We start from the raw sequence: 25,382 nt of genomic DNA, 5'->3' as shown, positions 1-25,382 counted from the left end.
AATAACTTTACATCGTAATATCTCTTCGTACAAATATAATATTGCCTATTAGAATCCCGGCTAAATATATCCCTAATGTAATGAATATACCAGGCATTGTCAAACTAGCTTCCAACACGATTTGCTTCGTATCAAACGTGGAAAACAAACTGAAGTCTGCCATCCAATTCAACTTTTCATTTAACGAAGAAAGCATGTTTAATAAAAAGGATACTAGAACGATCCCAACACCTAATGAAATAGCAGCACGTTCGGATGATAATATAGATGTAATAGCATAACCAATTCCTGCAAAAGCCAAGCTTATGAAGTATGCACCTAACATTAACATCATAACTGTTTTAGGAGAATCAATACTGCTAAAAAGAGAACCAAAAGTAAAAACAATAAGTAAGTTTACAATTGAAATAGCCGTAATTTGAATAAATTGAGCTAAGATTTTATGAAAGAAAATACTAGTTCTGCTATATGGCAATGTGAACAGAAACTCTCCTGTTTGCTGATCTTTTTCTTTAGAAATACTTGTAGCTGCCCAAATCCCCGAGAAGGCTCCTAATAATAAAACGGTAAACATAAATGGCTCTCCAGCCATCCAACCTTCAAAGGTAGTCATTAATTCTGCATCCATACCAAAAGCATCTAATAACCCTTGTGGCATCGTTTTTAACATGTCTACCATAAGTTCATTGCTAAGATACATATCAGCCATTCCAGCAAACATTGCACTAAATAATAAAATAACTGCACCACTAATCAGGAAGCTGCGTCGATTTAAAAATAATTCATTTCGAATTAAATTCATTTTCATCACTTTTCACCCTCTTCCTTTTCATAATACTCCATGAATAGCTCTTCTAGAGTTGGTTTGTGAATTGAAATATCTTGTATAGGGTTTTCTGAGATTTGCTTTAGCGCCGTATGAATTTCTTTTTGTATTGTTAAACTGTGAATGCCATTTTGAAATGTCACAGATGAATCGATTTGCTGCAAACCATACTTTTCAATCAAATTCCCTGATTCAACAAACTGAACTTCAATTGTCCGTTTCTTTGATTCCTGTATTTCACTTACTTTAGAAGTACGAATGATTTCTCCAGAACGTATGATTGCAACACGATCACATACCTTTTCAACCTCAGATAAAACATGAGTTGAAAAGAATATCGTCATACCTGATGCATTCAGTTCTTTTAATAAATCAAACAAGGAATGCTGCATTAAAGGGTCCAATCCCGAGGTAGGTTCATCAAGAATCAGCAGTTTGGGTTTATGCAATAAGGTTTGAAGAATACCTAACTTTTTTCGGTTACCCAATGAATATGATTTTACTTTTTTAGACATATCAAAGTTTAAAATTTCCGCATATTCTTTCGCAGAAGTGTCTTTTAGTTGGACATCATTCGCTCTAGCTGCAAATTCTAAAACTTGTTTTCCTGTCATATCCTTGTAGTAATTTATTTCTGATGGTAAATACCCGATGTTTTTCCTCAAAGATGGTTGTTCAGTTGATAATGTTTTATTGAGCACTTTAATTTCTCCTGAGGTTGGGTTAATCAACTGCATTAACATACGTATTGTAGTAGACTTCCCAGCACCGTTTGGTCCAATAAAGCCAAAAATCTCTCCTTCTTTTACATCGAGGTTAATTTTAGAAACTCCTTTGTGTTTTCCGTAATATTTCGTTAAATTCTTGGTGGAAATTGCACTCATGATTCTCTCCTCCTTATTATTAACATGGTCAAAAATATACTTTAAACTAATATAAGTATATTATAACACAAAAATAATTTTAATTTCCAATTAAATTATACTTTAATATTATAAAAGTACATTTTTATATTTTAATTAATTTTATAACACTAATTTTACCGTTCATAAGAGGAAGTTTAGGGGGCGCGCTCCTATATGAAAAAGATGTATATAGAATTTAAGAAGAATATCTACTTGGCTTTTTATGTTGTAAAAGAATTAAATCTTTGAAATTGAATTTGTAAGTTAGAAAAAGAGAGCTGAATATTCGAGGGTACTGATAAAAAACTAATCTGACGGAGATAGTGCTTTTCCTGTCAAAGTTAGAATTTCATTAATATACTAAGAAATATAGTGATACCGATATGAATGATGGGTACGGTACTACAAAAAGATAGTACTATTTTTTAAAAAAAATGATGGTTAAACTATTGGTGAGCTTTAAACAAATTAAAATGAAAGGATGGAAATCTTCATGCCAAATATAATATATTTTTTTCTAATATCTATTGGAATTTCAGTCCTGTTAGTTTACATTGCTCAATTTTTAGAAACAAGAATGAAAACAAAAAGAAATCTGATTTATGTTATTACACTGTCAATGTTTATACTTTCACTAATTTTATTTTCAATTCTTTACACACCGTTAAGGAACATTATTTCTATAAATAATTTGGATCCATTTAATTTATTGGCTATCGCAATTATATTATTAATGACAGCTTTACTAAGCTTCATATTAGGAGTTCCTTTGAAAAAAATACGTAATTAGCTTTTAACAATAAAAAATAATTAAACCTTTTTCATTTTAGGTTATAAGGACTTTAAAAAATAAAAAGCCTAATTTCTCAATATCTCAAATGAAGAATTAGGCTTTCATCATTCAAGAAAGACGTCAGATTAAGGAGATAAAAGTATGAGAAAAGGTTTCCTCAGTACAAATATGATCCTTACTTTAAGAAAACACTATTGTATTTACTCTTCAAGCCTTATTTCATAATAGTCTTGAACACCATAAGATTGAAAGCCACAATCTGTATACAGTTTCAAAGCGTTTTTATTCGAAACTTCTACCTCTAAAAAGATAGAATACCCTTTTTCTTGTTCAGCCAACACCGTATTTATCAACGTTTTACGTCCAATCCCCCTTCCTTGATGTTCTGGCAATATAGCAAATCCATATATCCAAGTTTCATCATTTGCATGATCTAATGTTATTTTCCCAACAGTTTGTCCACCATAATCGATCATATAAAAAGATCTATTTTCCTCCCCTTTAATCCTCTCATTAAAGATTTTCGCCTCATCTTGATTAAAATCAAAGCATTGAACATCTAATTCAACTTCTAGTTGTTGGTCTTCTATTCTTGCCTTTCGAAGCATAACATCAGGTGAATGAGATAATGAAGTTTCTTTCCATTTCATTTGATACTCTGAAAAACGATAAGAATATAGTGGGTTCTGTAAAAAATATTTCCCTGAAATAGAGGGAGCAGGAGCATTTAATAAAATAGAAGAGACTTCTTCCCTAGCACATGCTGTTAAAGCCTCTTGTAATAGGGTTGAGAAGATGCCTTTATTTCGATGTTCGGGGTGAACCATCCCACATACCTCTACCTTTGTACCGAACAAATACAGGCCTAAAAAACCGATTAATCTTCCATTCTTCTCATAGAAAAAATCTCGTTTCTCTTGTTCCTTTCGTGTTCTTAATATATCCCAATTTAATTTTAATGAAATCGGTTCTTCTTTTTCACAGATTTCTTGTAATTCTTTTATTTGAGTTAATTTCAACTGACTAAGCAACATGATTCTCCCCTTTCTCTTCCTAATTTATTATAACAAACACGGAAAACATAGTAGAGGATATCTTATGGAAACCATCATTTGGTTTATTCTTCTTTGCGGTGAATGAATAACTCGATTACTTTCTCTTCATACAAATCTTTCTCTTCTACATTAGGTAAATGACCAGATTTTTCGAATAAGATTATTTTTTTCTTTGGTGCCGTTGCATTTTTCAAGTAGTTTTCTACTAAATATAATGGGGCAATCATATCTTTTGCTCCTGTTATAAAGTATATAGGTACTTTATAATGATAGTTTTCATTGAATAAATTAATATTCATAATATCCTTCCAGAGTACATCCGTAGAAAACAGCAATCCTTTTTTCATATTAAATGCATCTTTGATTGAATATAGAGGAGAGAGGGCACTTATAACAAACAACAGGTTAGGATTAAACGATTTTTGGTTAAAGTTATATCCACCAATCTTAGCCATGGCGCTTCTTTGTAATTTAATGTACTCAGAAACTTGATTTTTATCAAACAAGTTCATACTACGAATTAACATTGTTTTTACTTTCTGATTTTGTTTCTCTTCTGCTAGTTTCAAAGCTTCTTGCGTACAATACCTTTCGCTTTCTTTCATATTTATCAATTGAGATATACCTAAATAAGCATGAATGAATTGTGGAATTTCTTTACATAAACGAAGTCCTAAGATCGATCCAAAAGAATGACCAACTAGGTAAATTTTTTTCTGATTATATTTTTCTAATAAGAAACAAATTAATTTTTTAAAATCATCTATTATGAAATCAATAGAGAGTTCTTCAGGTAATAAACTTTTGCTATATGTCTTACCAGATCCTCGTTGATCATATTGCACTATAGAAAAGTGTTTCGTTAATTTACTTTTTAAATCCAAAATACTTGAGAGTGCTATATTGGCTCCTCCAGGTCCTCCATGTATATACAGCAAAAGTGGTTTGGATTCATCATCTGTTTGAATGGAATAGTATTGAATCATATCGTTTGAATGTATTGAAAATAGCTTTGGTTTAACTTTGTTCACATTGATACTCCCCTCTCATATCCACTTGTAATTCTTGTTTTTCATCTTCAATTAGTTTATGTATGTTAAGGAGAGTTTACAATATGAATTAGGTCATAATTGATGGTGACAATAGTCAGTTTTCATCTAAAAACAAACTTTATAAAGTGAACCTTTCTTTCAGTGGGGGTTTTCATCTTTCCCCACTGAAAGTTAGACTAGTACAGGATGTACTGATGCATCGTTGGTCACAGGTCGTGACCAGAATTTAGATGTAATCCATTTTCTTGGTTTCTAGAGTCCGTTATCTCCCTCTTTGAGAAGAGGGAGTTTTACGGAATGTTGATACGTGATTAAAAAAAAAGAGAAAAGCATTCCTCCAACGAGAATGCAACCTCTTTTTCCAACTTGCCATTATTTTTATTTACTGTTACTCAACTACTTCATAAATGATTGGTAATTCCTCTATTCTATCAGAAGAAATTTTCACAGATTGCTTTATTAGTTCGTAACTATCTTGTACATTTTCGCTATTGCTATGAATCAATGCAATTACTTCACCAGCCGTTACTTCATCGGCTACTTTTTTCTTTAAAGAAATTCCTACTGCATAATCGATTTGATCCTCTTTTGTTTTTCTGCCTGCACCTAAGTACATCGCTGCATTCCCCATCGCTTCTGCATTGATTTCTTCAATATATCCTCCTTGTTCAGCAGTTACTTCGATGTGATATTGGGCTTGAGGCAGTTTTTCAGATTCAGTTACTACCTGTGAATTCCCACCTTGAGCTTCAATAAATTTCGCAAAGGTTTCAAGAGCTTTTCCAGTTCTTAATATTTCTTCAAGCTTCTGATATGCTGTATTGAAATCAGGGAAAACTTGACCAGCTACGGCCATATGAGATGCTAGTGTCAAACACACTTTTGTTAATCTCTCTTCTCCTTTTCCGCTTAGAACCTCAATCGCTTCTCTCACTTCATTTGCATTACCTATTTCAAAACCTAACGGTTGATTCATATCTGTAATTACTGCTACCGTTTTTCTGTTTAAATGATTTCCGATAGAAACCATCGTTTTTGCTAATTCTTTGGCATCCTCTAAAGATTTCATAAATGCACCCGCTCCAACCTTTACATCCAAAACGATTGCATCTGCACCAGAGGCAATTTTTTTACTCATGATGGAACTTGCTATCAAGGGCATCGAATTTACAGTTCCTGTTACATCTCTCAATCCATATAACTTTTTATCTGCCGGTGTTAAGTTTCCACTTTGTCCAACAAGTGCCATTTTGAAATCATTTACATTTTGAAAAAACTGCTCTTTAGTTAACTCGATCTTAAATCCTTCAATAGACTCTAATTTATCAACCGTTCCTCCTGTATGACCAAGTCCTCTACCTGACATTTTTGCAACTGGAACTCCTACTGAAGCAACTAATGGAACAACAATTAAACTTGTTTTATCCCCTACACCGCCTGTAGAATGTTTATCTACTTTAATGCCTTGTATTCCTGACAAATCAACCTGATCCCCAGAGCGTGCCATTTCCATTGTTAAGTCGGAAGTTTCTTTGATATCTAATCCTTGAAAAAATACAGCCATCGCCCAAGCTGACATTTGATAATCAGGGATGGTTCCTTCCGTATACCCTTTTATCATAAATTGAATTTCATCTCTAGATAAAGATAAACCTTCTCTTTTTTTAGAAATCAAATCAACCATTCTCATGTTTGTGTATCTCCTTTGTTATGGTGTTGGTGTAAATAAAACACTTTCATTAGAACCATCAATTTTCACTTTAAAAGTACGATAACTTTCTTGATTTTCTGTAAATAATATGCCTTTTTCTGTAATCTCTAAGTCTTCAATATATCCATTGATTAGTTCTTCATATGATCTCCCATTTGTTTTCACTTTAAATACAGTTGTATACACACTAACAGGACTCGCACTTAAAGAGGATGAGGCATATATCCAATCATTTTCTATTGACAATAATAAACTCACTGACTGATCACTAATTTTTATTTTTTCCGAGCCATCCAGCATTATTTTATGCAACTTCCAATCTTCAATATAATAAATCCAATCGTTCAAGATTATGTAATTATTCTTGTTAATTGTAGTCAGTTTTGTCTGCTCACTTCCATCTAGATTTATTCTGTATAAATTTTCATGTTCGTCATAACCAACATAATAAATCCAATCATCTAGAATCTTAGGGTTCTCTAAGTAACCACTTGTTAATTTAAGCAGATTAGATCCATCCAAATCAACAATATTAGAACCCTCTTGTGAAGTATAAAAAATCCTTTCATCTAAAATATAAAATTGGGTAACCTGCTCATCTGTAATTTTAGTCAATTGTTTGGTTTTCAAATCAAATTGGAACAATCGCTGTTGTTCATTATCTTCAATAAAATACAACTGATCATTATAGATCTCATATTGTAAAAGTCTTTGATCTATTACACTTACATTATTTCCACCCAATAAATCCGTCTCATACAGCTTGTTTTCATCCATAGCATTTCTATAGTATATTTTTTCTTCATAAATATCATATTCTGTAACGCTTGAATCAACAATATTCCTTACATTCTCACCGTTTAATTCCATTTTGTATAACTTATTAAAATCATTATTATCTAGATAAAATACCCAGCCATTATGTACAAACAAGTTACTTACGTCTTTTTCTGAGATCTTTTTTGAGTTCTCATCTAAAATATACAGTTCTTTATTTAGGAAAGCGCTATAGTAAAATACCCACTCGTCCCAAATTTCTATAAAATCGAGGTCATATCCTGAAATAGAAATTTGCTCTTTGTTAGTACCATCTAGCTGCATTCTCCATAAGTTGCCTCCTACTCCTTCTGTACGATAATAAATCCAGCCTTCGGAGATTTGAAAAAACTGAATGTATTCATTAGAGACTATATCAAGATCCATTCCATCCGGATTTGCTTTATAAATATTATTTTCAGATAAATAATAAATCCAATCATCTAACATTTTAATATTTGTGACAGAGTCCCTAATTACTAACAACTTAGAGGTTCCATCTGTTTTCATCTTATATAAATTTAATTCATTTGAACGATTTACATAATAGATCCAATTGTCTTGAATCAAAAAGCTGTGTATTTCGTCTTCAGACAATACTACTTTATCAGTTCCATCAAGTTTAACTTTGGTTAACTTATGATGATCTGAAGCATTCACATAATATACCCACGAACCTTGTACAATAAACTGGTGCGAAGAATCATCCGTTATTTTTTCTTTATTTGATCCATCAGTATCAATCATGTAGATACCAAGCTCATTTGATTGTGTATAAAGTATTTTCTGCTCTACTTTAGCCATAAAATAAACTGCTTCATCGATTACTATTTTTGGCTCCTGGTCTCCATTATGTAATACGTACAATTTCCAATCATCTAATTCATTCCGGTAATAAGTATCATTCCCATCATAAATGATGTTACTTGATTCAAATACATCCAAATTTTCTTCTGGTTGTATTGGGTGATTGTCTACAAGTAGTTCATATGTTGGAAAAGGAAAAGGAAGAGGAAGGTCTTCCATTGAACCCTCCTCAACTTCTGGTGGAGTATGAGGTTTTTCGGCTTCTTGTGTAGGATACAACCACCAACCAATAAAACTTATAATTAAAACTAAAACTAAAATTAGAATTAGAATATAAATCTTTTTTTTATTTTTGACTTTTTTCTCTTTGTTCTTGTTCTCTTCAACTTCATTATTTTTCATTGTTTCCCTCTCCATGACCAGGTTTTACAATTATAAATTGCATCTCTATATTTTTAGAAAATACACCTTTTATGAATATCTATTTCTCTTATATATAGTTGTACGATTTTTCCATGTAAAAAGTTGCATAAAATTTTATTTTTGGTCATTTTGAGGGAATTTTTCTTCTTATCTTAATTTCCTTTTACAATTTAGGAAGGATACCTTTAACTAACCCTAAAAACTGTTCTTTTACTTTTTCAGTTGTTTCCATTACTTCATCATGAGATAATGGTTGATCTAAAATTCCTGCAGCCATGTTACTAATACAGGAAATACCAAGCACCTCAATACCAGCATGTCTAGCAGCTATCACTTCTGGAACTGTAGACATTCCAACTGCGTCAGCTCCTAATATACGCAACATACGAATTTCAGCTGGAGTTTCATAGGAAGGACCAAGTAAGCCGATATAAACACCTTGTTGTATATTAATTTGTAAATCACTTGCCACTGATTCTGCAATTGCTCTTAACCTTTTGCTATAAGCTTCAGACATGTCAGGGAATCTAGCCCCTAATTCATTATCATTAGGTCCAATCAACGGATTTTTGCCTGTAAAGTTAAGATGATCTTGAATTAACATAAGATTACCTGGCTCAAATGAAGTATTAACTCCCCCCGCAGCATTCGTCACAACAAGTGTCTTAATCCCTAACTCCTTCATGACTCTAATTGGAAATGTTACTACTTCATCAGTATACCCTTCATATAAGTGAAAGCGACCTTTCATCATAAGAACGTTTCTACCTTCCAATAAACCTATGACTAACTTCCCGTCATGACCTTCAACTGTTGACACAGGAAAATGAGGAATTTCTTCATAAGGAATCTCCATAGCAGATTCAATTTGATCTGCAAGCACACCTAATCCAGAACCTAGAATAAGTCCAACTTCCGGTGATTGTTTTAGTTTTCCTTTGATATAGTTTGCTGATTCTTTAATATATTCACTACTAAAATTTCTTATTTCATTACTCATAGCTATACACCCCTCATTATTCATAATAGATTTTATTTTTAATCTTTCAAATCATTTAAAAACGATGTTCCGTTTTCTGGTTTTTTAACATTAAAATTTTCTGCTACTGAAGCACCAATATCCGAAAATGTTGAGCGTATACTTAGTGATTTACCTGCTGAGAATGTAGGATTCCATACTAATAATGGTACGTATTCTCTTGTATGATCAGTACCGTGATGAACAGGATCATTCCCGTGATCTGCTGTGATAACCAACAAATCTTCTTCCCCAATTTCGTCCATAATCTGTGGTAAATAAGTATCAAATTCCTCGAGTGCCTTGGCATAACCAGCAGGATCTCGTCTATGACCATAAAGTGAGTCAAAATCAACTAAATTTGTAAATACCATTCCATTAAAATCCTTTTTCAAAACTTCAATTGTACGTTGAATACCATCTAGGTTGCTTTTTGTCGGATAAGATTCAGTCACGCCTTCACCTGAAAAAATATCATTTATTTTCCCAATCGCAATACTGTCCTTATTTTCATTTTTTAACTCATTCATCACTGTACGTGCAGGTGGCTTGAGGGCGTAGTCATGGCGATTGGCAGTACGTTTAAAATTACCAGGTTCACCTATGTACGGACGAGCAATAACTCTCCCAACCACAAATTCATCTTCTAAAGTTAACTCTCTTGCAATTTCACATGCTTTGTATAATTCCTCTAATGGGATAATATCCTCGTGAGCAGCAATTTGAAATACACTATCCGCTGAAGTATAAACAATCCAAGCTCCTTCCTTCATTTGTTGCTCGCCTAACTCATCCAATATTTCAGTACCAGAAGCTGGTTTATTCCCAATGACTTTTCTTCCTGTTTTTTCTTCAAACTGTTTTAATAATTCCTCTGGAAAACCATCTGGATACGTTTTAAAAGGGATAGTTACTTTTAAACCCATGATTTCCCAATGACCTGTCATTGTATCTTTTCCAACAGAGGCTTCCTCCATTTTTCCGTAATGTGCCAATGGGTTTGAAGTTGCTTGAATCCCACTCATTTGAGTTATGTTACCTAGACCAAGTTTCTCTAGGTTCGGTATGGAAAAAGATGGCACTTGCTCCGCAATATGCTGTAGAGTATGTGCACCTTTATCTCCAAATTGTTCTGCATCTGGCATTTCTCCAATGCCTACACTATCTAATACGATTAACGCTATACGTTTGTAACTCATCTGATTTCCTCCTAATGTAAGTATGAAAGTCCATTTAAAAACCTATTTTCCCCTATTTATTCTGATTTTACTACCATAAGTTAACATTCTCCATATCCACTCTAGTGGACCGTATTGATATTTTTTGAACCAAATTAAGCTAAACCAAAGCTGTACGCTATAAATGATTAAAGCTATTAATAGACCCAAACCAAATCCTATGTCACCATATAGACCTAATCCAATATTATAGAAAATAAAGGAACAAATAACAGATTGAAATAGATAATGACTTAATGCCATTCGTCCAACTCTGCTGATATGTGTAAATAGATTTTTAAAAACCTGTTTCTGAAATAATAATACAATAGATGTAAGGTAAAAGAAACAAACTAGCGGATCTCCAATTGTAACCCCTACAAAATACCAAAAAGTGTATATTGATTCTGGATTTGCAGTTAAATAATTAGATGCCCACAATTTCACCATCTGTAATGTAAATCCAAATATCAAACTCCAAATCCATATTTTTTTAAAAAGGTAAAGATGTTCATTCATCCTAACAAAAATACTCCGCTTTCCAAAATAAGCCCCTAATAAAAACATAGGTAAAATCAGAAACAATGCAGAGATCATACTAGAAGGAAAAATATATAACCAGTCATTGATATTTTGTAATATAATTTCAGTTAAAGTCCCTTCTCCATAATGATTTAATGAAGACTTCATATTTTCCAATATTCCGTTTGATGCATGTGTGATGCTGCCTGTATCAACTGCGTTCTCCTTTGGAACCATAAGACTTACTAACAAGTAATTTAAAACATTATAAACAGTGACTAAACCAATTGCCCATGTTAAAAGCACTTTTGGAGAAGATTTATAAAAAAACAATAATATAAATCCAATTAGAGCATAGATAACAAGAATATCTCCCCACCATATAAAAATCGCATGAATAATACCAATCCCTAATAAAACCAACATTCTGCGTGCAAATAAAATTCGAGGTTTATTTATTGACCTCTCTGCTCGTTGTATAAATAAAATAAAACCCAGACCAAATAAAAAGGAAAACATTGTATAAAACTTTCCTTTGATTAATGCCACATACAACTTATCTATATATGGATCCCAAGCGTGAATCCAAATCTTATCCACTAATAAATCATTATATATCTGAGGTGACTGAAAATATGGCATATTGGATATTAGGATTCCTAAAATTGCAAAACCTCTTAGTATATCCAAAATCACCACTCTTTCCTGTGGTTGTGTTGGTTTTTTTTTCTGTAAAATATGAACTTCGTCTCCTTCCAATCCGACTTTTTGAAATAGATGTGTTTTTTCATTTTGATCTTTCATTATATCACTACCTCCCCAAAACGTAATCAATTTACTTATAAAGTACAAAATTTCTCCACTTTTTACTCTGGAGAAATCATTGTTTTTTAGGGTAATATTGACCTATGAATTTTATCTCGAAGATATTGTGTACAATGAAAATATGAAAAGTTTAGTAATAACTAAAAAAAAGAGGGTTTTAATATTGAGGAGAAATGATATTACATTACATGAAGTGAACTCGTTATAGCATAATTTGACTATTGGATGAATCAGATGGCAGTCTACAACATCTGGATTTAAATGAGGAAAAAGCTTGGTGTTAAATCAAGCTCTCCCCTTTACCCAAGCATCATTTTCATATCCTCGTACTTCCCAGTAACCCAAGTGCTCCTCTTCAATAAGTTCTATTGCTTGCAGCCATTTCACTGATTTGTACGCGTACATTTGTGGAACCACTAACCTTACTGGACCTCCTAACTTCTGTGGAATTGGTTTTCCATCTAATAACACAGCTACCATGACATCATCTAATTTAGCCTGTTCTAAAGATAAAGCATCGGTATATACACCATCTCCTGAATATAACTTGACGTATTTTGCTTTCGAATTTATACCCGCCAAATCTAATAGCTGAGATAATGGGATGCCCTCCCAAGTATTACTGTATACAGACCATCCGGTTATACAGTGAAAATCACTAATTTGGACCTTCCTCGGTATTTTTAAAAATTGTTCCCAATTCCAAGTCAACTCTTTACCAACTAATCCTGTAATCGTAAATGACCATGAGTCTGATGAGAAAGATGGAATTTCTGTGACTGTATAAACTCTGTAATTTCCTTGACTTCCCCCTCCAATTACCTTTTGAGAATCAGGAAGTGGTGTTGGTGCTGGCAACATTCGATTGCCATCTCCTGCAGTGAATTCTGTTAAATCCGAGCCACCTGTATCCAGCGTTTTTTTCATCCATCTATAAAAGGATGGACCAATTCCTAGTATTAACAATGTTCCTACGGATACTCTCATGAAACTGCGACGAGAAATGGGAGATTTTTCTATCCACATTGCAATTCGTTTTTGAATATCGTTATTATCTTTAGTTTCATCGTTCATTTCTTGATCGGAAGGAACAATTTGGTCTTCTTTCTTGGAAGCTGTTCGTTTCTTATTTAACCACCTTAATCTTGTGATGGAATGATAAATCACATAAGGGATACCGATCCAAGTTAATAAATCATGATAAAACAATGCTGTATTTGTCCAAGCAGGTGGCAAGTTTCTATATTGCCACAATACTAATCCTGATAAACTCCAACCTATAATAAGGAATAAAACAACACCTAAATTAAATTTCTGATTTGTTTTTTTTCCTAGTTGTTTAATATGTTTAAATAAATAAGGAATATACATCACCAATAATAAAATGGATATAAACCCAATATAAATGTGAAATTCCTTCAGAATCGTTCGAACCCAGCCTAAATCACCTCGGATGGAGGGGATATATAATACCCCTCCGGTGATGGCTAAAATCAATATAACCCAAGCATTCCATTTATGAAGATTTCTTAGTTTTTTTCCATATGGAATTTTAAACCAATTAAACTTGTTTTTCAATTAAATCACATCCAATATTATGATTTGGATAATTCAGCATAACCAAAATCTACATCAAATGCTTTACACCATATAACCACTTTATCATACTCAGATAAATCAACACCTTCTGGAAGTAAGTAGTTTTGATCTCCAACATTTCCTTTTAGTTTTTCTAATCTAACTCCCTCTGAGGTTTCCTCACCAGATTTAGCTAGATATACATATAAATCAGGACCGTTTGTTGCTTCAAAATTTTCAAAACGTAAATATACACCGTCATCTGTATTTACTGTAAATACATCTCCTGAAGCTGAATGAGTGCTGTCAGCATCTACAAAGCTACCTGAAAAACTAAGATCAACCATTTCATCTTCGGACATTTCCTTGTCTTCCATTTCATCCTTCATTTCATCGTCCATCATTTCTTTGTCTTCCATTCCATCTTTCATTTCATCGTCCATCATTTCCTTGTCTTCCATTTCATCCTTCATTTCATCGTCCATCATTTCTTTGTCTTCCATTCCATCTTTCATTTCATCGTCCATCATTTCTTTGTCTTCCATTCCATCCTTCATTTCATCGTCCATCATTTCTTTATCTTTCATGTCATCTGAGGACGCTCCACTTGATAATGGAAGAGGTTCGCTTACTTGTTTATCAATAAACAATGGAGAAGCTAACCACCAACCTACTCCTAATACTGCTACAATGACCACACCTAGTATTATTTTTTTCTGTGCTGTAAATTTCATTTTTTCTTCATCCTCTCAATTTGTTTTAACTATAAGATGAAGTATAAATGATACATCTTAATTAAAAATAACTTAAATATTAAATAAGTATTACATAGAAAAACAATAATAAAGTAGCGTTCTCCTAACTTAGTAAGAGTTAGTACATTGTTAACAAGCTATCAATGAACTAGTGTACGAATAACTAATTAATTCAAATAAAAGCTGTTCCATTAAGTAAACAATAAAAGATCACATTATGAGCGAATGTCACAAATAATTTATAATTTTTCCCATTATTATTCTTTAAAATAAAGGTAAATGACGGTCTTATTCTGTACCTTTTAAGGAGATTCAAAAAATAGCAGGAAAAACTGGTCTTATATTGATGTTTTTATCCCAGATATGGTGATTTGATGTGAATTTGTGTGAAATAAGACCACGAGATTCCTCTATTTTCTAATTTGAGTTCATTTTATTACAATAAGACCAAGAATTCCCTCTATTTCTAGCCCTATTACATTTCCTGCTAACTTCGAAGCTCTTGAACTTTCACCCTACAGATTGCAAACATGCTGGACACACAACTTGAAAAACCGTCCTAAAAGGACGGTTTTAGAGCAACCCACACTATTGCTCAATTTTCAAGGATGGCAATTTCCACCATTGTTGAATTCAAAACTAGTTATAGGAAAATGACTAAAATTGTTATTATATGAAAGTATTTTGATCAAAAATGAGCAACCATTTGTCATCTTCTTTTTTAAATAAAAGCTGTAGATAATACTTTTTTTGATAAGGTTTTTGTTCTTGATCAAGATCATTATAAATAACACTAAGTAATGTTGAGGACATCTCATTTGTTTCTAACACTTTAACGATCTCAAATTGTATTCTCCAGTCCTCGTCTGCGAACCAAGTCTCATGAAACTTTTCAAATTCCTCATAATGATCAATATATTTCCCATTTGGAAGTACAAGTGTAATATCAGAATGTACAGTTAGTAAAAAACGAGGTAAATCTTTATTTGAGATAGCATGTAAATGGTCTTGCAATGTTTCAGAAAAATTCATATAAACAACGTTATTAAAAACTTATACAACCCCGTTATTTAAATAAAATTTCATTGATAATATATAGTTTAAAATAAGCTAAAAAGCTTGATTTGGAGTTTTATAATGTTACGTGTTTTCTATAACGTTTTTCCTCCCTTATTTTTTCAATAAATATATTTTAGAAACTTCCGTAGTAACAAAACGAAATAGTCCCTTTTCTTTTTATGTTGTTTTTATATATATAATAAATAGCTTTTTTATTCACTTTCATGATGCATCACTCCTTATAAAAAATCTAAATCTCAATCCATTCCTTATTATAAAGAACATTTGATGAACAAACAATTAGAACAAGTCACTTTTGGAGGTGACAAAAGTAATGAGTTTAATTTTTAAGCAATGTAAACCAAAAACGACTTCCCTCCCCCTCTACACTTTCAACCCCTATTTCTCCACCATGTAGATCTATGATTCCTTTAGCGATTGCCAAACCAAGTCCAGAACCTCCACTGTATCTATTTCTTGATTTATCCGTACGGTAAAACCGTTCAAATATTTTTTCTTTTTCATCAGCTAGTAGACCTTCCCCCTGATCTTTGACTGAAACTAATACTTTTTTATCGTTTAGATTTTGAACAGAAAGTTCAATAGTACTTCCATTTGGTGAATGTCGTATTGCGTTTCCAATTAAGTTTTGTAAAACACGAATAACTTTATGAGGCATCACGGATAAACGAGGTAAATCATCAGGCATGCTTACGGATATGTCTAATCCTTTTTCTTCAAATTGAATCGCAAACCCTTGCAGTGTTTCAATAATGATGGGATCAATAAAAATAGATTCAGGTTCAAACTTTTCTGCACCTGCATCTAACCTTGATAGATGAAATAAATCATCAATTAAATTCCCCAAACGTTTGCTTTCTAATTGTATTGTATTTAAATATTCATTCATTTTGTTTTTATCTTGAATGACATTATCCTGAAGTGCTTCTACAAAGGATTGAATAGATGCGAGGGGTGTCCTTAAATCATGAGAAACGTTAGCAACTAATTCCCTTCTAGAGGATTCAGTTTGTATTATTTTTTGAAAACTTTCATCTAGTTTTTTATTCATGTCATTAAATTGTAAAGCTAATTCTTTAAATTCCTTCGGGCCAATATCAGGCACTTCACCCTGAAAATCACCTACAGAAATTCTCTTTGCTTGATGTGTAATTAGTCGCAAAGATTTTTGTACCGGATGCATAACAATAAAATGGATGATAAATGAAAGTAAACTAGCACCTACTGTGACTGAGCTTAACAAAATAAAATCATCAAGCGTTAATTTCATATGATCATACACATAAAATAAAGAAAAAAGAATAAAACCAACGCTAATGAAATTAGCTAAAAATAAATAAGTTCGCAGCTTCATGACTCAGTACTTCCTTCAAGTTTATATCCAATACCCCATACCGTTTTTATATACTTTGGTTTTGAAGCGTCAGGCTCTATCTTTTCCCTTAATCTTCGTACATGTACCGTAACTGTGTTCATGTCTCCAACATAATCACTTTCCCATACTTTATTCAATAGTTGATCCCTTGAAAAGACTTGATTAGGATGACTGGACAATAACAGTAAAACTTCAAACTCTTTTAATGTTAATTCGATCGCTTTACCGTCGACCATTACACTTCTTTTTTTCACATCAATTTCTAATCCTGAAAATTGAATCAAGTCAGGCTCGGATGAAGTTTGAGTTACTACACGCTGCTGTCTACGTAAAATCCCTTTTACCCTTAGTACTAATTCCCTAGGACTAAACGGTTTTGTTAAATAATCATCCGCCCCCATTGTAAGCCCCATTACTCGATCCATTTCTTCAGCTCTAGCAGTTAACATGATAATCGGAATATCATCCTGATTTCTAATTTCTTCACATACCTGCCATCCATTTTTTCCTGGCATCATTAAATCAAGTATAATCAGATCAAGGGATATTTTTTTCCACTTTTCAAGGGCAGCATCTCCATCATTAACAGTAATTACGTGGTAGCCTTCTCTTTCTAAATATCTAGAACAAACATCAGTTATATTTGTTTCATCATCAGCAACTAAAATCGTATAATCCATAACATTACTCCTATTTTTTTCAATATAGACAGAATACGAAACACCCATTTTTATGAACACCCTCAGGTTTACTATTTTTTCTCCAATATTCTGCTTCAATAAAAAATCATCTATTTTGTCCATTATAACGCATTTATGACCATAATAAATAACTGAGTTACTCCTCAAGTTCTAACAATTTGTGTACCATAAAAAAGAGTAGAGATATGCTGTTGTTTATATACTATCTCTACCCTCTGAGGCTTTATTTAGTTCTAAGGAAAGTTAGATTAAGGACGAGAAGAAGTCCCATCTGGCAATCTAGCTAATGTCCAAGTTGGCAGCTCATTTGTACATGGATATTTTTTCGCTAGTTCCTCATCGATATCTACACCTATACCAGGTTTTTCATTCGGATATACGTATCCATTTATAACCTTAGGAGTACCTGGGAATACCTCTTGGATGGCATCATTAAATTTGTTCATTTCTTGTATCCCAAAATTAATACTACTTATATCAAGATGTACATTTGCAGCATGTCCAACAGGAGAAAGGTCACCTGGTCCATGCCAAGCCGTCCTTATCCCAAACGACTCACATAATGATATTAATTTTTTTGCTGGTGTGATTCCGCCTATTTGACTCACATGAATTCGAATAAAATCAATTAAACGATCTTTAATTAAAGGAATATACTCATTCGGATTATTAAATAGTTCACCCATAGCAATAGGTGTTGTACTGTGCTGACGAATCGTTTTAAACCATTCAATCTGTTCAGGTGGTAAAGCATCTTCTAAGAAAAATAAGTTATATGGTTCTAGTAGTTTTGCAAATCTAACCGCATCAATGGGAGCTAAACGTTCATGAACATCGTGCAATAACTCAATCTCTGAACCGAGAATAGATCTTAAATAATCAAATAAACTGATTACATCCCTCATGTAAACCTTCGGGTCATAATAAGCTCCATCGAGTGCATTATCTGGCTTAATCATTTTCTGCTCTTTTCCACCATACAAACCCATCTGACATCGAATATAACGATATCCTTCTTCCATGTATGAACGAACATTTTCCCTTACTTCTTCTTTTGTTCTCCCATCTGCATGAATATACACAGGGGCAGCTTCTCGACACTTACCACCTAATAATTGATACAATGGCATATTTGCAAGTTTCCCTTTGATGTCCCAAAGCGCCATATCTACCCCAGATATTGCATTATTTAGAACAGGTCCGTTTCTCCAATATCCACTTACCATGGATGTCTGCCAAATGTCCTCTATACGTTGAACGTCTTTTCCGATTAAGAAAGGTTTTAAATATTCCTCAATGGCACTGTGTACCGTTAAATATCTTTGCGTAAATGTAGCACACCCTAAACCATATAAACCTGGCTCAGAAGTTTCAATTTTTACTATGACAAGATTAATTCCTTCAGGTGCTGTTAGTATCGTTTTTACATCTCTGATTGTAATCATTAGGTATTAATTCCTCACTTTTTTGTTTTGATTAAAATATGTTTAAATAGTTCTTTGTGTTGTCCTTATGTACAGTTACAAAATGTCCAATATCATATTTTTTTATACTTTTGTGGAATCGATTTCATTTTGTAAAAGTATATCCAATTCTCGTATAATTTCTACTTTAAGTTAAATCCACATGACTCCCTTATCTTTAACTCACTTTTTAATAAAACGAGGTTGTTTTTAATCTGTTCACCTGCAATTTGTTGTTGTAGTAGACTCATAGCTGTTTTTCCCATTTCAAAAAAAGGTTGTGCTACCGTCGTTAATGCTGGTTCAAATAGTTTGGAAAACTCTATATCATCAAAACCAACAACTGCTAAATTGTTAGGAACTAGAACACCTTTTTCCTTAGCTGCTTTAATAGCCCCCATTGCCATTCGATCACTTGCTGCAACAACTGCCGTTGGAGGATATTTTAATTCCAATAAGCTTAACATATTGTCGTAACCAGACTGGAATGAATAATCACCCTTTGTTAAATAATCAAATTCGATAGGAAGGTCATGATCCATTAAAGCTTTTTGATAACCACTTAATCGGTCTCTGCTGATGGACATATCAAGCAGCCCTGATATATGGGCTATTTTTGTATGACCTAATTTAATTAAGTGTTCAGTGATACGATAACTTTCCTTCATATTGTCAATTCCAACAGTTGGGACAACTTTGTTATTCTCTAAATAATCAGAAACTAACACCACTGAATATTCTTCTGCAAGTTTTACAAGTTCCTTAAAGTCTAGTCTTGCCGTCAATAAAATCATACCATCTACCTGTTTTTGTTTCAGGTGTTTTATCAAACTGTGTGCCCTTTGTTCATCTTGCATCGTATTTCCTAATATAACTTGATATCCATTTTTTGTTGCTTCGTAATCAATACCAACTATAATTTGTGAAAATACATTGTTTAAAATGCTAGGCATGACAACTAGAATCGTTTTCGTTTCCAGACGTCTAAAATTTCTTGCTAACATATTTGGTTGATAATCCAATTCTCTGATTACTTCTAATACTTTTTGTTTCGTTTCTTCTTTAACTGTTTCTGGTTTTTGCAATACTCTGGAAACTGTAGCTGTTGAAACTTTAGCAAGTTTAGCGACATCGGACATTTTTGTCATATTTTCTTAACTCCTAAAAAAGTGAACTTTAATTCCTTATATTTGAGACTTAGAAACATTATTAAATTACATGTAATCGATTACATCAACAAACTTATTATAAATAATGATTCATTAGATTTCAAGTTTTTTATTATCTTATTACTGCTCTCTTTCCATAAATATAGTCCTTTAAACAATCTTCATGTTGCTTATTTACTAATGAAGGTGCTTCTTTTGGGTTAATATATTTAAGCTCTAGTGTCTCGTCGTTATCAACCTGAAGTTCTCCTCCGATGATTGAACATTTAAAGAAAAAGAGAATTGACTGTGTTTTGTCTCCACTTGGATATTGATCGTTATATTTTGTATATATACCTATCAACTCTTCAACCTGTACTTTAAGTCCGGTTTCTTCTTCTATTTATCTAACTGTTGCTTCTTCTGCCGATTCACCCAGTTCAAGTGCGCCTCCTGGAAAACCCCAAATGTTTTTATCTCCCCTTTTCTGTAATAATACTTCACCAAATGAATTAACTATACATCCCCCAGCAAAATTCAGAAAAATGGGATCATGACCTACCTTACTTCTTATCCATTGTATGTAGTTCATTGTAATCCTCCAAACATTTTTATTTATTACATCTTGACAAGCATATTCATATACTTTCTATGATACCAAGCACTCATCCATTTACTGTTTCTTATGAAGGTTTTTTGAAAAAGGAATGTTTGAGTTCAATGATACAGTTATGAAAATCATAGTGAAATAATTGCATAAAATAATAATAAAGAAGAAATACAAATATATCAATAAACTGTTATAAGGAAACTATCAAACATGTCATAGATTGTGAGAAGAATATCAAATCTATTAAACTAAGTATAAATGATGTGATAAAATCATTAGATATAGCTATGCAGATAAATGACAGACTTATTTTAAACATACAGAAATTGTAGAGACACTTTTAAAATACGAACTAATGTTTCCATTTTGTTTTTTTCATATGTTATAATAAAATAGAAGAATACAATATTTCAAATTTATTTAAAGGGTGATCTCTTGGATAAAAATCAGCTTAATCGTATGGAAGAAATGCTAGGTACCTTGATTAAAATGGTTGGAGATACAAATGCAAGATTAAATACTCATGAAAACAAAATGGATGAAGAGTTAGAAAATATAAAAGAAGAAATAAAAGAAATAAAAACAGACGTGAAAGATATCAAGGACGGACAAGAACGTCAAGATCGAATACTAGATTTGTAATTAAATAAAAGGAGTGATCATTTTGGCGAAATCAAAAGCTAAAAAGTTCAGAGAAAGACTGGAACGAGAAGGAAGAAGAAATCCATTGGAAAACAGAAGCCCCTTTGCACTAATTGACATGCATACAAGAAAAACGAAAACAAAAAAAGATTACTTATATCGAAATAAACACAAGAACCAACACATTCAAAAAGAAAATGTTGGTTCTTTTTATTTTAATTATACAAAAACGCTAACAACCAATAATGCGGGTAATTTATTAACCAAAGTATAACAGGCGGGATAAGTAATAAAACTTGATCTGCTGGTCCATGTCTGCGAACGACACTATGCATTGCATTCATACAGGTCACAGGAGCACTTAATGTGAATGCCCAACAAGCACTAATCAATACTAACTTTTGATGGTTTTTTACCCACCTTCTTGATACCCAGATCCAAAGCAAAGTAAATAAAATAAGTTTAATACTATACAATCCTACTATATTCCAGGACCAGCCTGTCCATACATGAACTGAAGAAATAAATATCATAGAAATAATAAAACCATAGAGTGATAAAGTTCCTGCACTTAAAACACTAGATATCCACTGATCAACCTGAGAAGAATCCCTAGTTTTTAATCTCCTTCCCAATACAAAACCTATAACCATGGATATCACAAAATCAAAAATAAATAAAGTCTCATCTAAATACATATTTTTTAAAAACAAAGCAAAAATCGTTACTAAAAATAAAATCATAACCGCATTCAATTTCCAAGAATGAAAATCTTTCGTTTTATAAGGTTTCATTTCTGAGAATTGAAAGTTGCGCATCAATCGAATGACCACAGGTGTCAATATAAACACTATGATTAATGAAAAATGAAATTGAAATACTAAACTGCCCGAAAACCAATTTTGAATTCGGAAGATCCATTCTTCATTCCAAGAGAAAGTTTGTGAATTATAAACTTGTAATAAAAACGAGTTATTTTTAAACAAAATCATAGCTATCAATTCAATAATTGCAAGAATAAAAGTAGAAAAACCAAATAAATAAAATAAATGTTTGATGTGTTTTTTTTGATAAGTTAAGCCCATTTTCATTCCAATAGAAAATAAAAATGCTGTGACAAAAAAACAAACTACCCATTCATTAGGTATGAACGTATAGGAATAAAAATAATAAAGAATTCCGCTAACAATCATTGCAATCATGCCACCTGCTAATGCTGGTGATATATAATATTTTGATAGTTTCCAGCGCTTTTCTATAAATAAACCTATGAATAATAAACTTATAATAGTTAAATTATGTAATATAAACATGTAGATTAAGTATTTTTCACTTCACATATTTCAGAGATATTCACAGCTGCTTCTACTCCTTGAGATATCCGTTCACGGTTGTAAGCGATAGGTTTGCTTAAATCACTAATGGTTACACTAATTTCATTCATCGTTGTAGCTTTCGAAAATACTTCCTCGTTATCTTTGCTTAACGTATCAACTGCGGATTGAATCATTAGGAATTTTTGTTTTGCATTTTCAACATCTGTTTTACCCTTCTCCGTATCTTTCTCACTATTATTAGTATCTTTAACTAGATCATTGATTTCTCTTGTAATTTGACTGATTATACTTTCAACTTCTTTGGAGGATTTCTCACTACTTTCTGCTAGTTTTCGAACTTCAGAAGCAACCACACCAAAACCTCTGCCATGATCTCCAGCACGTGCAGCTTCGATCGCTGCATTTAACGATAATAACTTTGTCTGAGAAGCAATTTGCTGTAATACATCAACCACTTGTAATATATCTGTAGAAAGATCTGTTAAAGTATTCATTTTTTTAGCAATATCTTCTGTTCGTTGATTAATTTGTTCCATTTGAGCTACCGTTTGTTCGATTTGCTGTTCCCCTTCTCGTGATAAATTAACTGCATGAGAAGACAATAATTTAATGTTTCCTACCTTTTCCATTACATCCGAAGCATGGACAGCAACATCATTCGAATGATCTACTAAACCTTGAACAAGATCCTTCTGTTCCCTCATAGTCTCCTGAGCAGTTTCGATATCATCTAAATTTCTTTTTAGAGCTTCGTTCATTCCTATATCTCCTTTTCTACTTATTGAGAAAATCTATAATATAATGTTATACATATTTCGACATAAAATCTACAGTTTTACCCATCTTACTAAAAAATATATAAAACACCCACTTCAATTAGGAAGTGGGGTGTTTATATAAATAAATTGAATTATAGAATTTCATCTAATGGAGTGAAAGGTTGATCAACAGCATCGGCAACTGCTTTATACGTTAATTTTCCTTTATAAGTGTTCACACCTAATTTTAATGGTTGGTTTTCTTTAATCGCTTGATCAAAACCTTTATTTGCTAGTTCCATAACGTATGGCATTGTCACATTGGTTAAAGCATAAGTTGATGTTCTTGGTACGGCACCAGGCATATTGGCAACAGCGTAATGAATAACCCCATATTTTTCATAAGTTGGATCACTATGAGAAGTCACTCGATCAATCGTCTCAATCGTTCCACCCTGATCTACTGCGACATCTACGACAACTGCACCATTTTTCATTTGTTTTACCATATCTTCTGTTACTAATTTTGGTGCACGTGCCCCTGGTATTAATACTGCGCCGATTAGTAAATCTGCTTTTTGTACAGCACTTGAAATATTGTATGGATTGGACATTAAAGTACGAACTCTTCCATTAAATAAATCATCTAACTGCCTCATACGTTGTGCACTTTTTTCCACGATGACTACGCTTGCCCCCATACCCAATGCCATTTTGGCTGCATTCGTTCCAACTACACCACCACCAATAATACATACATCACCTGGTGGTACTCCCGGTACACCACCTAAAAGCACACCTCGTCCACCATAATAATTTTCTAAGAACTGCGCCCCTACTTGAACTGACATTCTCCCAGCTACTTCACTCATTGGAGTTAATAGAGGTAATTCACCTGTAGGCAATTGAATGGTCTCATAAGCGACTGCAGTTACGTTTTTTTGTAATAAATGATCTGTTAAATCTCCAGCAGCTGCTAGATGTAAATATGTAAAAACAATTTGATTTTCTTGAAATAATTCATATTCTGAGGGAAGAGGTTCTTTTACTTTGATAATCATTTCTGCGCTAGACCATACTTCAGAAGCTGTAGATAAAATATTAACCCCTTCTTGGATATAATCTTCATCTAAGAAACCGCTATTTTCTCCAGCTCCTTTTTCCAAGATGACTTGATGACCTGATTTTGTCAGCATTCCTGCGCCTGCAGGTGTTAAAGACACACGATTTTCATTCACTTTTACTTCTTTCGGTACTCCGATGATCACTTCAATACACTCTCCTTAAGATAAAATTAACTATGATATATTTTGTAACAATTTAAATAAATAATAACTATGAAATAGGATTTCCAAAAAAAACAAAAATACCCCCATCACTGATTATCTACGAGTATTGAGAGCGGGTTGTATGTAATATGTTATTATTGTTTTTCATTACAGCGATGGCAGATACCTTGAAAATCCAAGCGATGATCAATAACTCTAAAGTTATACTCTTTAGCAAGTCTTTCCTCTAAAGGACCTAACCAATCTTCCATAATTTCATCTACTGCTCCACATTGAACACATATGAGGTGATGATGATGGTGATTTTTATCATTATTTCTTAAATCATATCGTGCAACTCCGTCACCAAAATTCATTTTCTCAACTACATGTAGTTCATTCAGAAGCTCCAGTGTGCGATAAACAGTAGCAAGACCAATTTCGGGGGCCTTATCCTTTACGAGCATATATACATCTTCAGCGCTTAAATGATCCTCTTCATTTTCCAATAAAACGCGAACAGTCGCTTCACGTTGAGGTGTTAACTTATAACCTTGAGCTTGTAACTGCTGTTTGATTTTTTCAATTCGCGCCTCCATATTCCTTCCCCCTAATACTCAATCATCTGCAAGAAAAACTCTAAATAAACATAATAAAATTACTAATCCTATCATTCCTAGTATCATTATAGTGGGAG

The 25,382-nt window shown here is 32.7% G+C and carries 22 protein-coding genes and 1 pseudogene; 2 read left to right on the top strand and 21 right to left on the bottom strand.

Annotated features, from left to right (window positions below; genetic code table 11):
- Positions 1 to 7 precede the first annotated feature (7 nt).
- From EPK97_RS05825 to EPK97_RS05745, 17 genes and pseudogenes are all read right to left on the bottom strand, one after another.
- Complete coding sequence (locus tag EPK97_RS05825; RefSeq protein ID WP_162035665.1) at positions 8 to 808, bottom strand: ABC transporter permease subunit; 801 nt, start codon at positions 806 to 808, stop codon at positions 8 to 10.
- Positions 808 to 1,710 carry an ABC transporter ATP-binding protein gene (locus EPK97_RS05820; RefSeq protein WP_162035664.1) on the bottom strand — a complete coding sequence of 301 codons (903 nt, stop codon included), beginning with the start codon at positions 1,708 to 1,710 and terminating at the stop codon, positions 808 to 810. The genes EPK97_RS05825 and EPK97_RS05820 overlap by 1 nt, the downstream gene beginning before the upstream one ends.
- A gap of 1,014 nt (positions 1,711 to 2,724) precedes the next feature.
- On the bottom strand, positions 2,725 to 3,555 hold the full coding sequence (locus EPK97_RS05815; protein WP_162035663.1) for a GNAT family N-acetyltransferase: 831 nt from the start codon (positions 3,553 to 3,555) through the stop codon (positions 2,725 to 2,727).
- Positions 3,556 to 3,641: 86 nt separating this feature from the next.
- Positions 3,642 to 4,610 carry an alpha/beta fold hydrolase gene (locus EPK97_RS05810; RefSeq protein ID WP_162035662.1) on the bottom strand — a complete coding sequence of 323 codons (969 nt, stop codon included), beginning with the start codon at positions 4,608 to 4,610 and terminating at the stop codon, positions 3,642 to 3,644.
- 409 nt (positions 4,611 to 5,019) lie between these two features.
- On the bottom strand, positions 5,020 to 6,321 hold the full coding sequence (locus EPK97_RS05805; RefSeq protein ID WP_162035661.1) for a pyrimidine-nucleoside phosphorylase: 1,302 nt from the start codon (positions 6,319 to 6,321) through the stop codon (positions 5,020 to 5,022).
- Between the two features lie 18 nt (positions 6,322 to 6,339).
- The gene (locus tag EPK97_RS05800) at positions 6,340 to 8,367 is read right to left on the bottom strand and encodes a DUF5050 domain-containing protein (RefSeq protein ID WP_162035660.1); all 2,028 of its coding nucleotides are present in this window, start codon (positions 8,365 to 8,367) and stop codon (positions 6,340 to 6,342) included.
- 184 nt (positions 8,368 to 8,551) lie between these two features.
- Positions 8,552 to 9,388 (bottom strand): purine-nucleoside phosphorylase, encoded by an 837-nt coding sequence (locus tag EPK97_RS05795; RefSeq protein ID WP_162035659.1) that lies wholly within the window; start codon positions 9,386 to 9,388, stop codon positions 8,552 to 8,554.
- Between the two features lie 38 nt (positions 9,389 to 9,426).
- Complete coding sequence (gene deoB, locus EPK97_RS05790) at positions 9,427 to 10,605, bottom strand: phosphopentomutase (RefSeq protein WP_162035658.1); 1,179 nt, start codon at positions 10,603 to 10,605, stop codon at positions 9,427 to 9,429.
- Positions 10,606 to 10,647: 42 nt separating this feature from the next.
- Positions 10,648 to 11,949, bottom strand: a complete 1,302-nt coding sequence (locus EPK97_RS05785) for a DUF418 domain-containing protein (RefSeq protein WP_162035657.1) — start codon at positions 11,947 to 11,949, stop codon at positions 10,648 to 10,650.
- A 306-nt stretch (positions 11,950 to 12,255) separates the two neighbouring features.
- On the bottom strand, positions 12,256 to 13,548 hold the full coding sequence (locus EPK97_RS05780; RefSeq protein ID WP_162035656.1) for a molybdopterin-dependent oxidoreductase: 1,293 nt from the start codon (positions 13,546 to 13,548) through the stop codon (positions 12,256 to 12,258).
- Between the two features lie 17 nt (positions 13,549 to 13,565).
- Entirely contained in the window at positions 13,566 to 14,282 is a 717-nt protein-coding gene (locus tag EPK97_RS05775) for a DM13 domain-containing protein (RefSeq protein WP_240903706.1), read from the bottom strand.
- Between the two features lie 690 nt (positions 14,283 to 14,972).
- Positions 14,973 to 15,335: a YybH family protein gene (locus EPK97_RS05770; RefSeq protein WP_162035655.1), complete on the bottom strand. Its 363-nt coding sequence runs from the start codon at positions 15,333 to 15,335 to the stop codon at positions 14,973 to 14,975.
- A gap of 367 nt (positions 15,336 to 15,702) precedes the next feature.
- The gene (locus EPK97_RS05765; protein WP_162035654.1) at positions 15,703 to 16,737 is read right to left on the bottom strand and encodes a sensor histidine kinase; all 1,035 of its coding nucleotides are present in this window, start codon (positions 16,735 to 16,737) and stop codon (positions 15,703 to 15,705) included.
- Positions 16,734 to 17,438, bottom strand: a complete 705-nt coding sequence (locus EPK97_RS05760) for a response regulator transcription factor (protein WP_162035653.1) — start codon at positions 17,436 to 17,438, stop codon at positions 16,734 to 16,736. The genes EPK97_RS05765 and EPK97_RS05760 overlap by 4 nt, the downstream gene beginning before the upstream one ends.
- 269 nt (positions 17,439 to 17,707) lie before the next feature.
- Positions 17,708 to 18,904, bottom strand: a complete 1,197-nt coding sequence (locus EPK97_RS05755; protein WP_162035652.1) for an enolase C-terminal domain-like protein — start codon at positions 18,902 to 18,904, stop codon at positions 17,708 to 17,710.
- A gap of 161 nt (positions 18,905 to 19,065) precedes the next feature.
- Positions 19,066 to 20,070 (bottom strand): LacI family DNA-binding transcriptional regulator, encoded by a 1,005-nt coding sequence (locus EPK97_RS05750; protein ID WP_162035651.1) that lies wholly within the window; start codon positions 20,068 to 20,070, stop codon positions 19,066 to 19,068.
- A gap of 133 nt (positions 20,071 to 20,203) precedes the next feature.
- A pseudogene (locus EPK97_RS05745) lies at positions 20,204 to 20,662 on the bottom strand (NUDIX hydrolase).
- Positions 20,663 to 21,115: 453 nt separating this feature from the next.
- Here EPK97_RS05745 and EPK97_RS05740 point away from each other — a divergent pair.
- On the top strand, positions 21,116 to 21,322 hold the full coding sequence (locus tag EPK97_RS05740; RefSeq protein WP_162035650.1) for a hypothetical protein: 207 nt from the start codon (positions 21,116 to 21,118) through the stop codon (positions 21,320 to 21,322).
- A gap of 22 nt (positions 21,323 to 21,344) precedes the next feature.
- Positions 21,345 to 21,596, top strand: a complete 252-nt coding sequence (locus EPK97_RS05735) for a hypothetical protein (RefSeq protein ID WP_162035649.1) — start codon at positions 21,345 to 21,347, stop codon at positions 21,594 to 21,596.
- Here EPK97_RS05735 and EPK97_RS05730 read toward each other — a convergent pair.
- The 4 genes from EPK97_RS05730 to fur form a co-directional block, all read right to left on the bottom strand.
- Positions 21,538 to 22,635, bottom strand: a complete 1,098-nt coding sequence (locus tag EPK97_RS05730) for a sodium/glutamate symporter (protein ID WP_162035648.1) — start codon at positions 22,633 to 22,635, stop codon at positions 21,538 to 21,540. The genes EPK97_RS05735 and EPK97_RS05730 overlap by 59 nt on opposite strands.
- 5 nt (positions 22,636 to 22,640) lie before the next feature.
- Positions 22,641 to 23,417, bottom strand: coding sequence for a methyl-accepting chemotaxis protein (locus EPK97_RS05725; protein WP_162035647.1), 777 nt, complete (start codon positions 23,415 to 23,417; stop codon positions 22,641 to 22,643).
- Between the two features lie 152 nt (positions 23,418 to 23,569).
- Positions 23,570 to 24,685, bottom strand: a complete 1,116-nt coding sequence (gene ald / locus EPK97_RS05720; protein ID WP_162035646.1) for an alanine dehydrogenase — start codon at positions 24,683 to 24,685, stop codon at positions 23,570 to 23,572.
- Between the two features lie 155 nt (positions 24,686 to 24,840).
- Positions 24,841 to 25,284, bottom strand: coding sequence for a ferric iron uptake transcriptional regulator (gene fur, locus EPK97_RS05715; protein ID WP_162035645.1), 444 nt, complete (start codon positions 25,282 to 25,284; stop codon positions 24,841 to 24,843).
- Positions 25,285 to 25,382: the final 98 nt, after the last annotated feature.

The organism is Chengkuizengella sediminis, assembly GCF_010078385.1.
Taxonomy (GTDB): domain Bacteria; phylum Bacillota; class Bacilli; order Paenibacillales; family KCTC-33759; genus Chengkuizengella; species Chengkuizengella sediminis.
The sequence above is the reverse complement of the archived record's forward strand: the minus strand, read 5'-3'. Positions and strand labels throughout refer to the sequence as shown.

What these genes read in the sequence shown, in the direction of transcription:
- EPK97_RS05825 (WP_162035665.1), bottom strand. Translation starts at nt 808, where the DNA reads ATGAAAATGAATTTAATTCGAAATGAATTATTTTTAAATCGACGCAGC.
- EPK97_RS05820 (WP_162035664.1), bottom strand. Translation starts at nt 1,710, where the DNA reads ATGAGTGCAATTTCCACCAAGAATTTAACGAAATATTACGGAAAACAC.
- EPK97_RS05805 (WP_162035661.1), bottom strand. Translation starts at nt 6,321, where the DNA reads ATGAGAATGGTTGATTTGATTTCTAAAAAAAGAGAAGGTTTATCTTTA.
- EPK97_RS05800 (WP_162035660.1), bottom strand. Translation starts at nt 8,367, where the DNA reads ATGAAAAATAATGAAGTTGAAGAGAACAAGAACAAAGAGAAAAAAGTC.
- EPK97_RS05795 (WP_162035659.1), bottom strand. Translation starts at nt 9,388, where the DNA reads ATGAGTAATGAAATAAGAAATTTTAGTAGTGAATATATTAAAGAATCA.
- deoB (WP_162035658.1), bottom strand. Translation starts at nt 10,605, where the DNA reads ATGAGTTACAAACGTATAGCGTTAATCGTATTAGATAGTGTAGGCATT.
- EPK97_RS05785 (WP_162035657.1), bottom strand. Translation starts at nt 11,949, where the DNA reads ATGAAAGATCAAAATGAAAAAACACATCTATTTCAAAAAGTCGGATTG.
- EPK97_RS05775 (WP_240903706.1), bottom strand. Translation starts at nt 14,282, where the DNA reads ATGAAATTTACAGCACAGAAAAAAATAATACTAGGTGTGGTCATTGTA.
- EPK97_RS05770 (WP_162035655.1), bottom strand. Translation starts at nt 15,335, where the DNA reads ATGAATTTTTCTGAAACATTGCAAGACCATTTACATGCTATCTCAAAT.
- EPK97_RS05765 (WP_162035654.1), bottom strand. Translation starts at nt 16,737, where the DNA reads ATGAAGCTGCGAACTTATTTATTTTTAGCTAATTTCATTAGCGTTGGT.
- EPK97_RS05760 (WP_162035653.1), bottom strand. Translation starts at nt 17,438, where the DNA reads ATGGATTATACGATTTTAGTTGCTGATGATGAAACAAATATAACTGAT.
- EPK97_RS05755 (WP_162035652.1), bottom strand. Translation starts at nt 18,904, where the DNA reads ATGATTACAATCAGAGATGTAAAAACGATACTAACAGCACCTGAAGGA.
- EPK97_RS05750 (WP_162035651.1), bottom strand. Translation starts at nt 20,070, where the DNA reads ATGACAAAAATGTCCGATGTCGCTAAACTTGCTAAAGTTTCAACAGCT.
- EPK97_RS05730 (WP_162035648.1), bottom strand. Translation starts at nt 22,635, where the DNA reads ATGTTTATATTACATAATTTAACTATTATAAGTTTATTATTCATAGGT.
- EPK97_RS05725 (WP_162035647.1), bottom strand. Translation starts at nt 23,417, where the DNA reads ATGAACGAAGCTCTAAAAAGAAATTTAGATGATATCGAAACTGCTCAG.
- fur (WP_162035645.1), bottom strand. Translation starts at nt 25,284, where the DNA reads ATGGAGGCGCGAATTGAAAAAATCAAACAGCAGTTACAAGCTCAAGGT.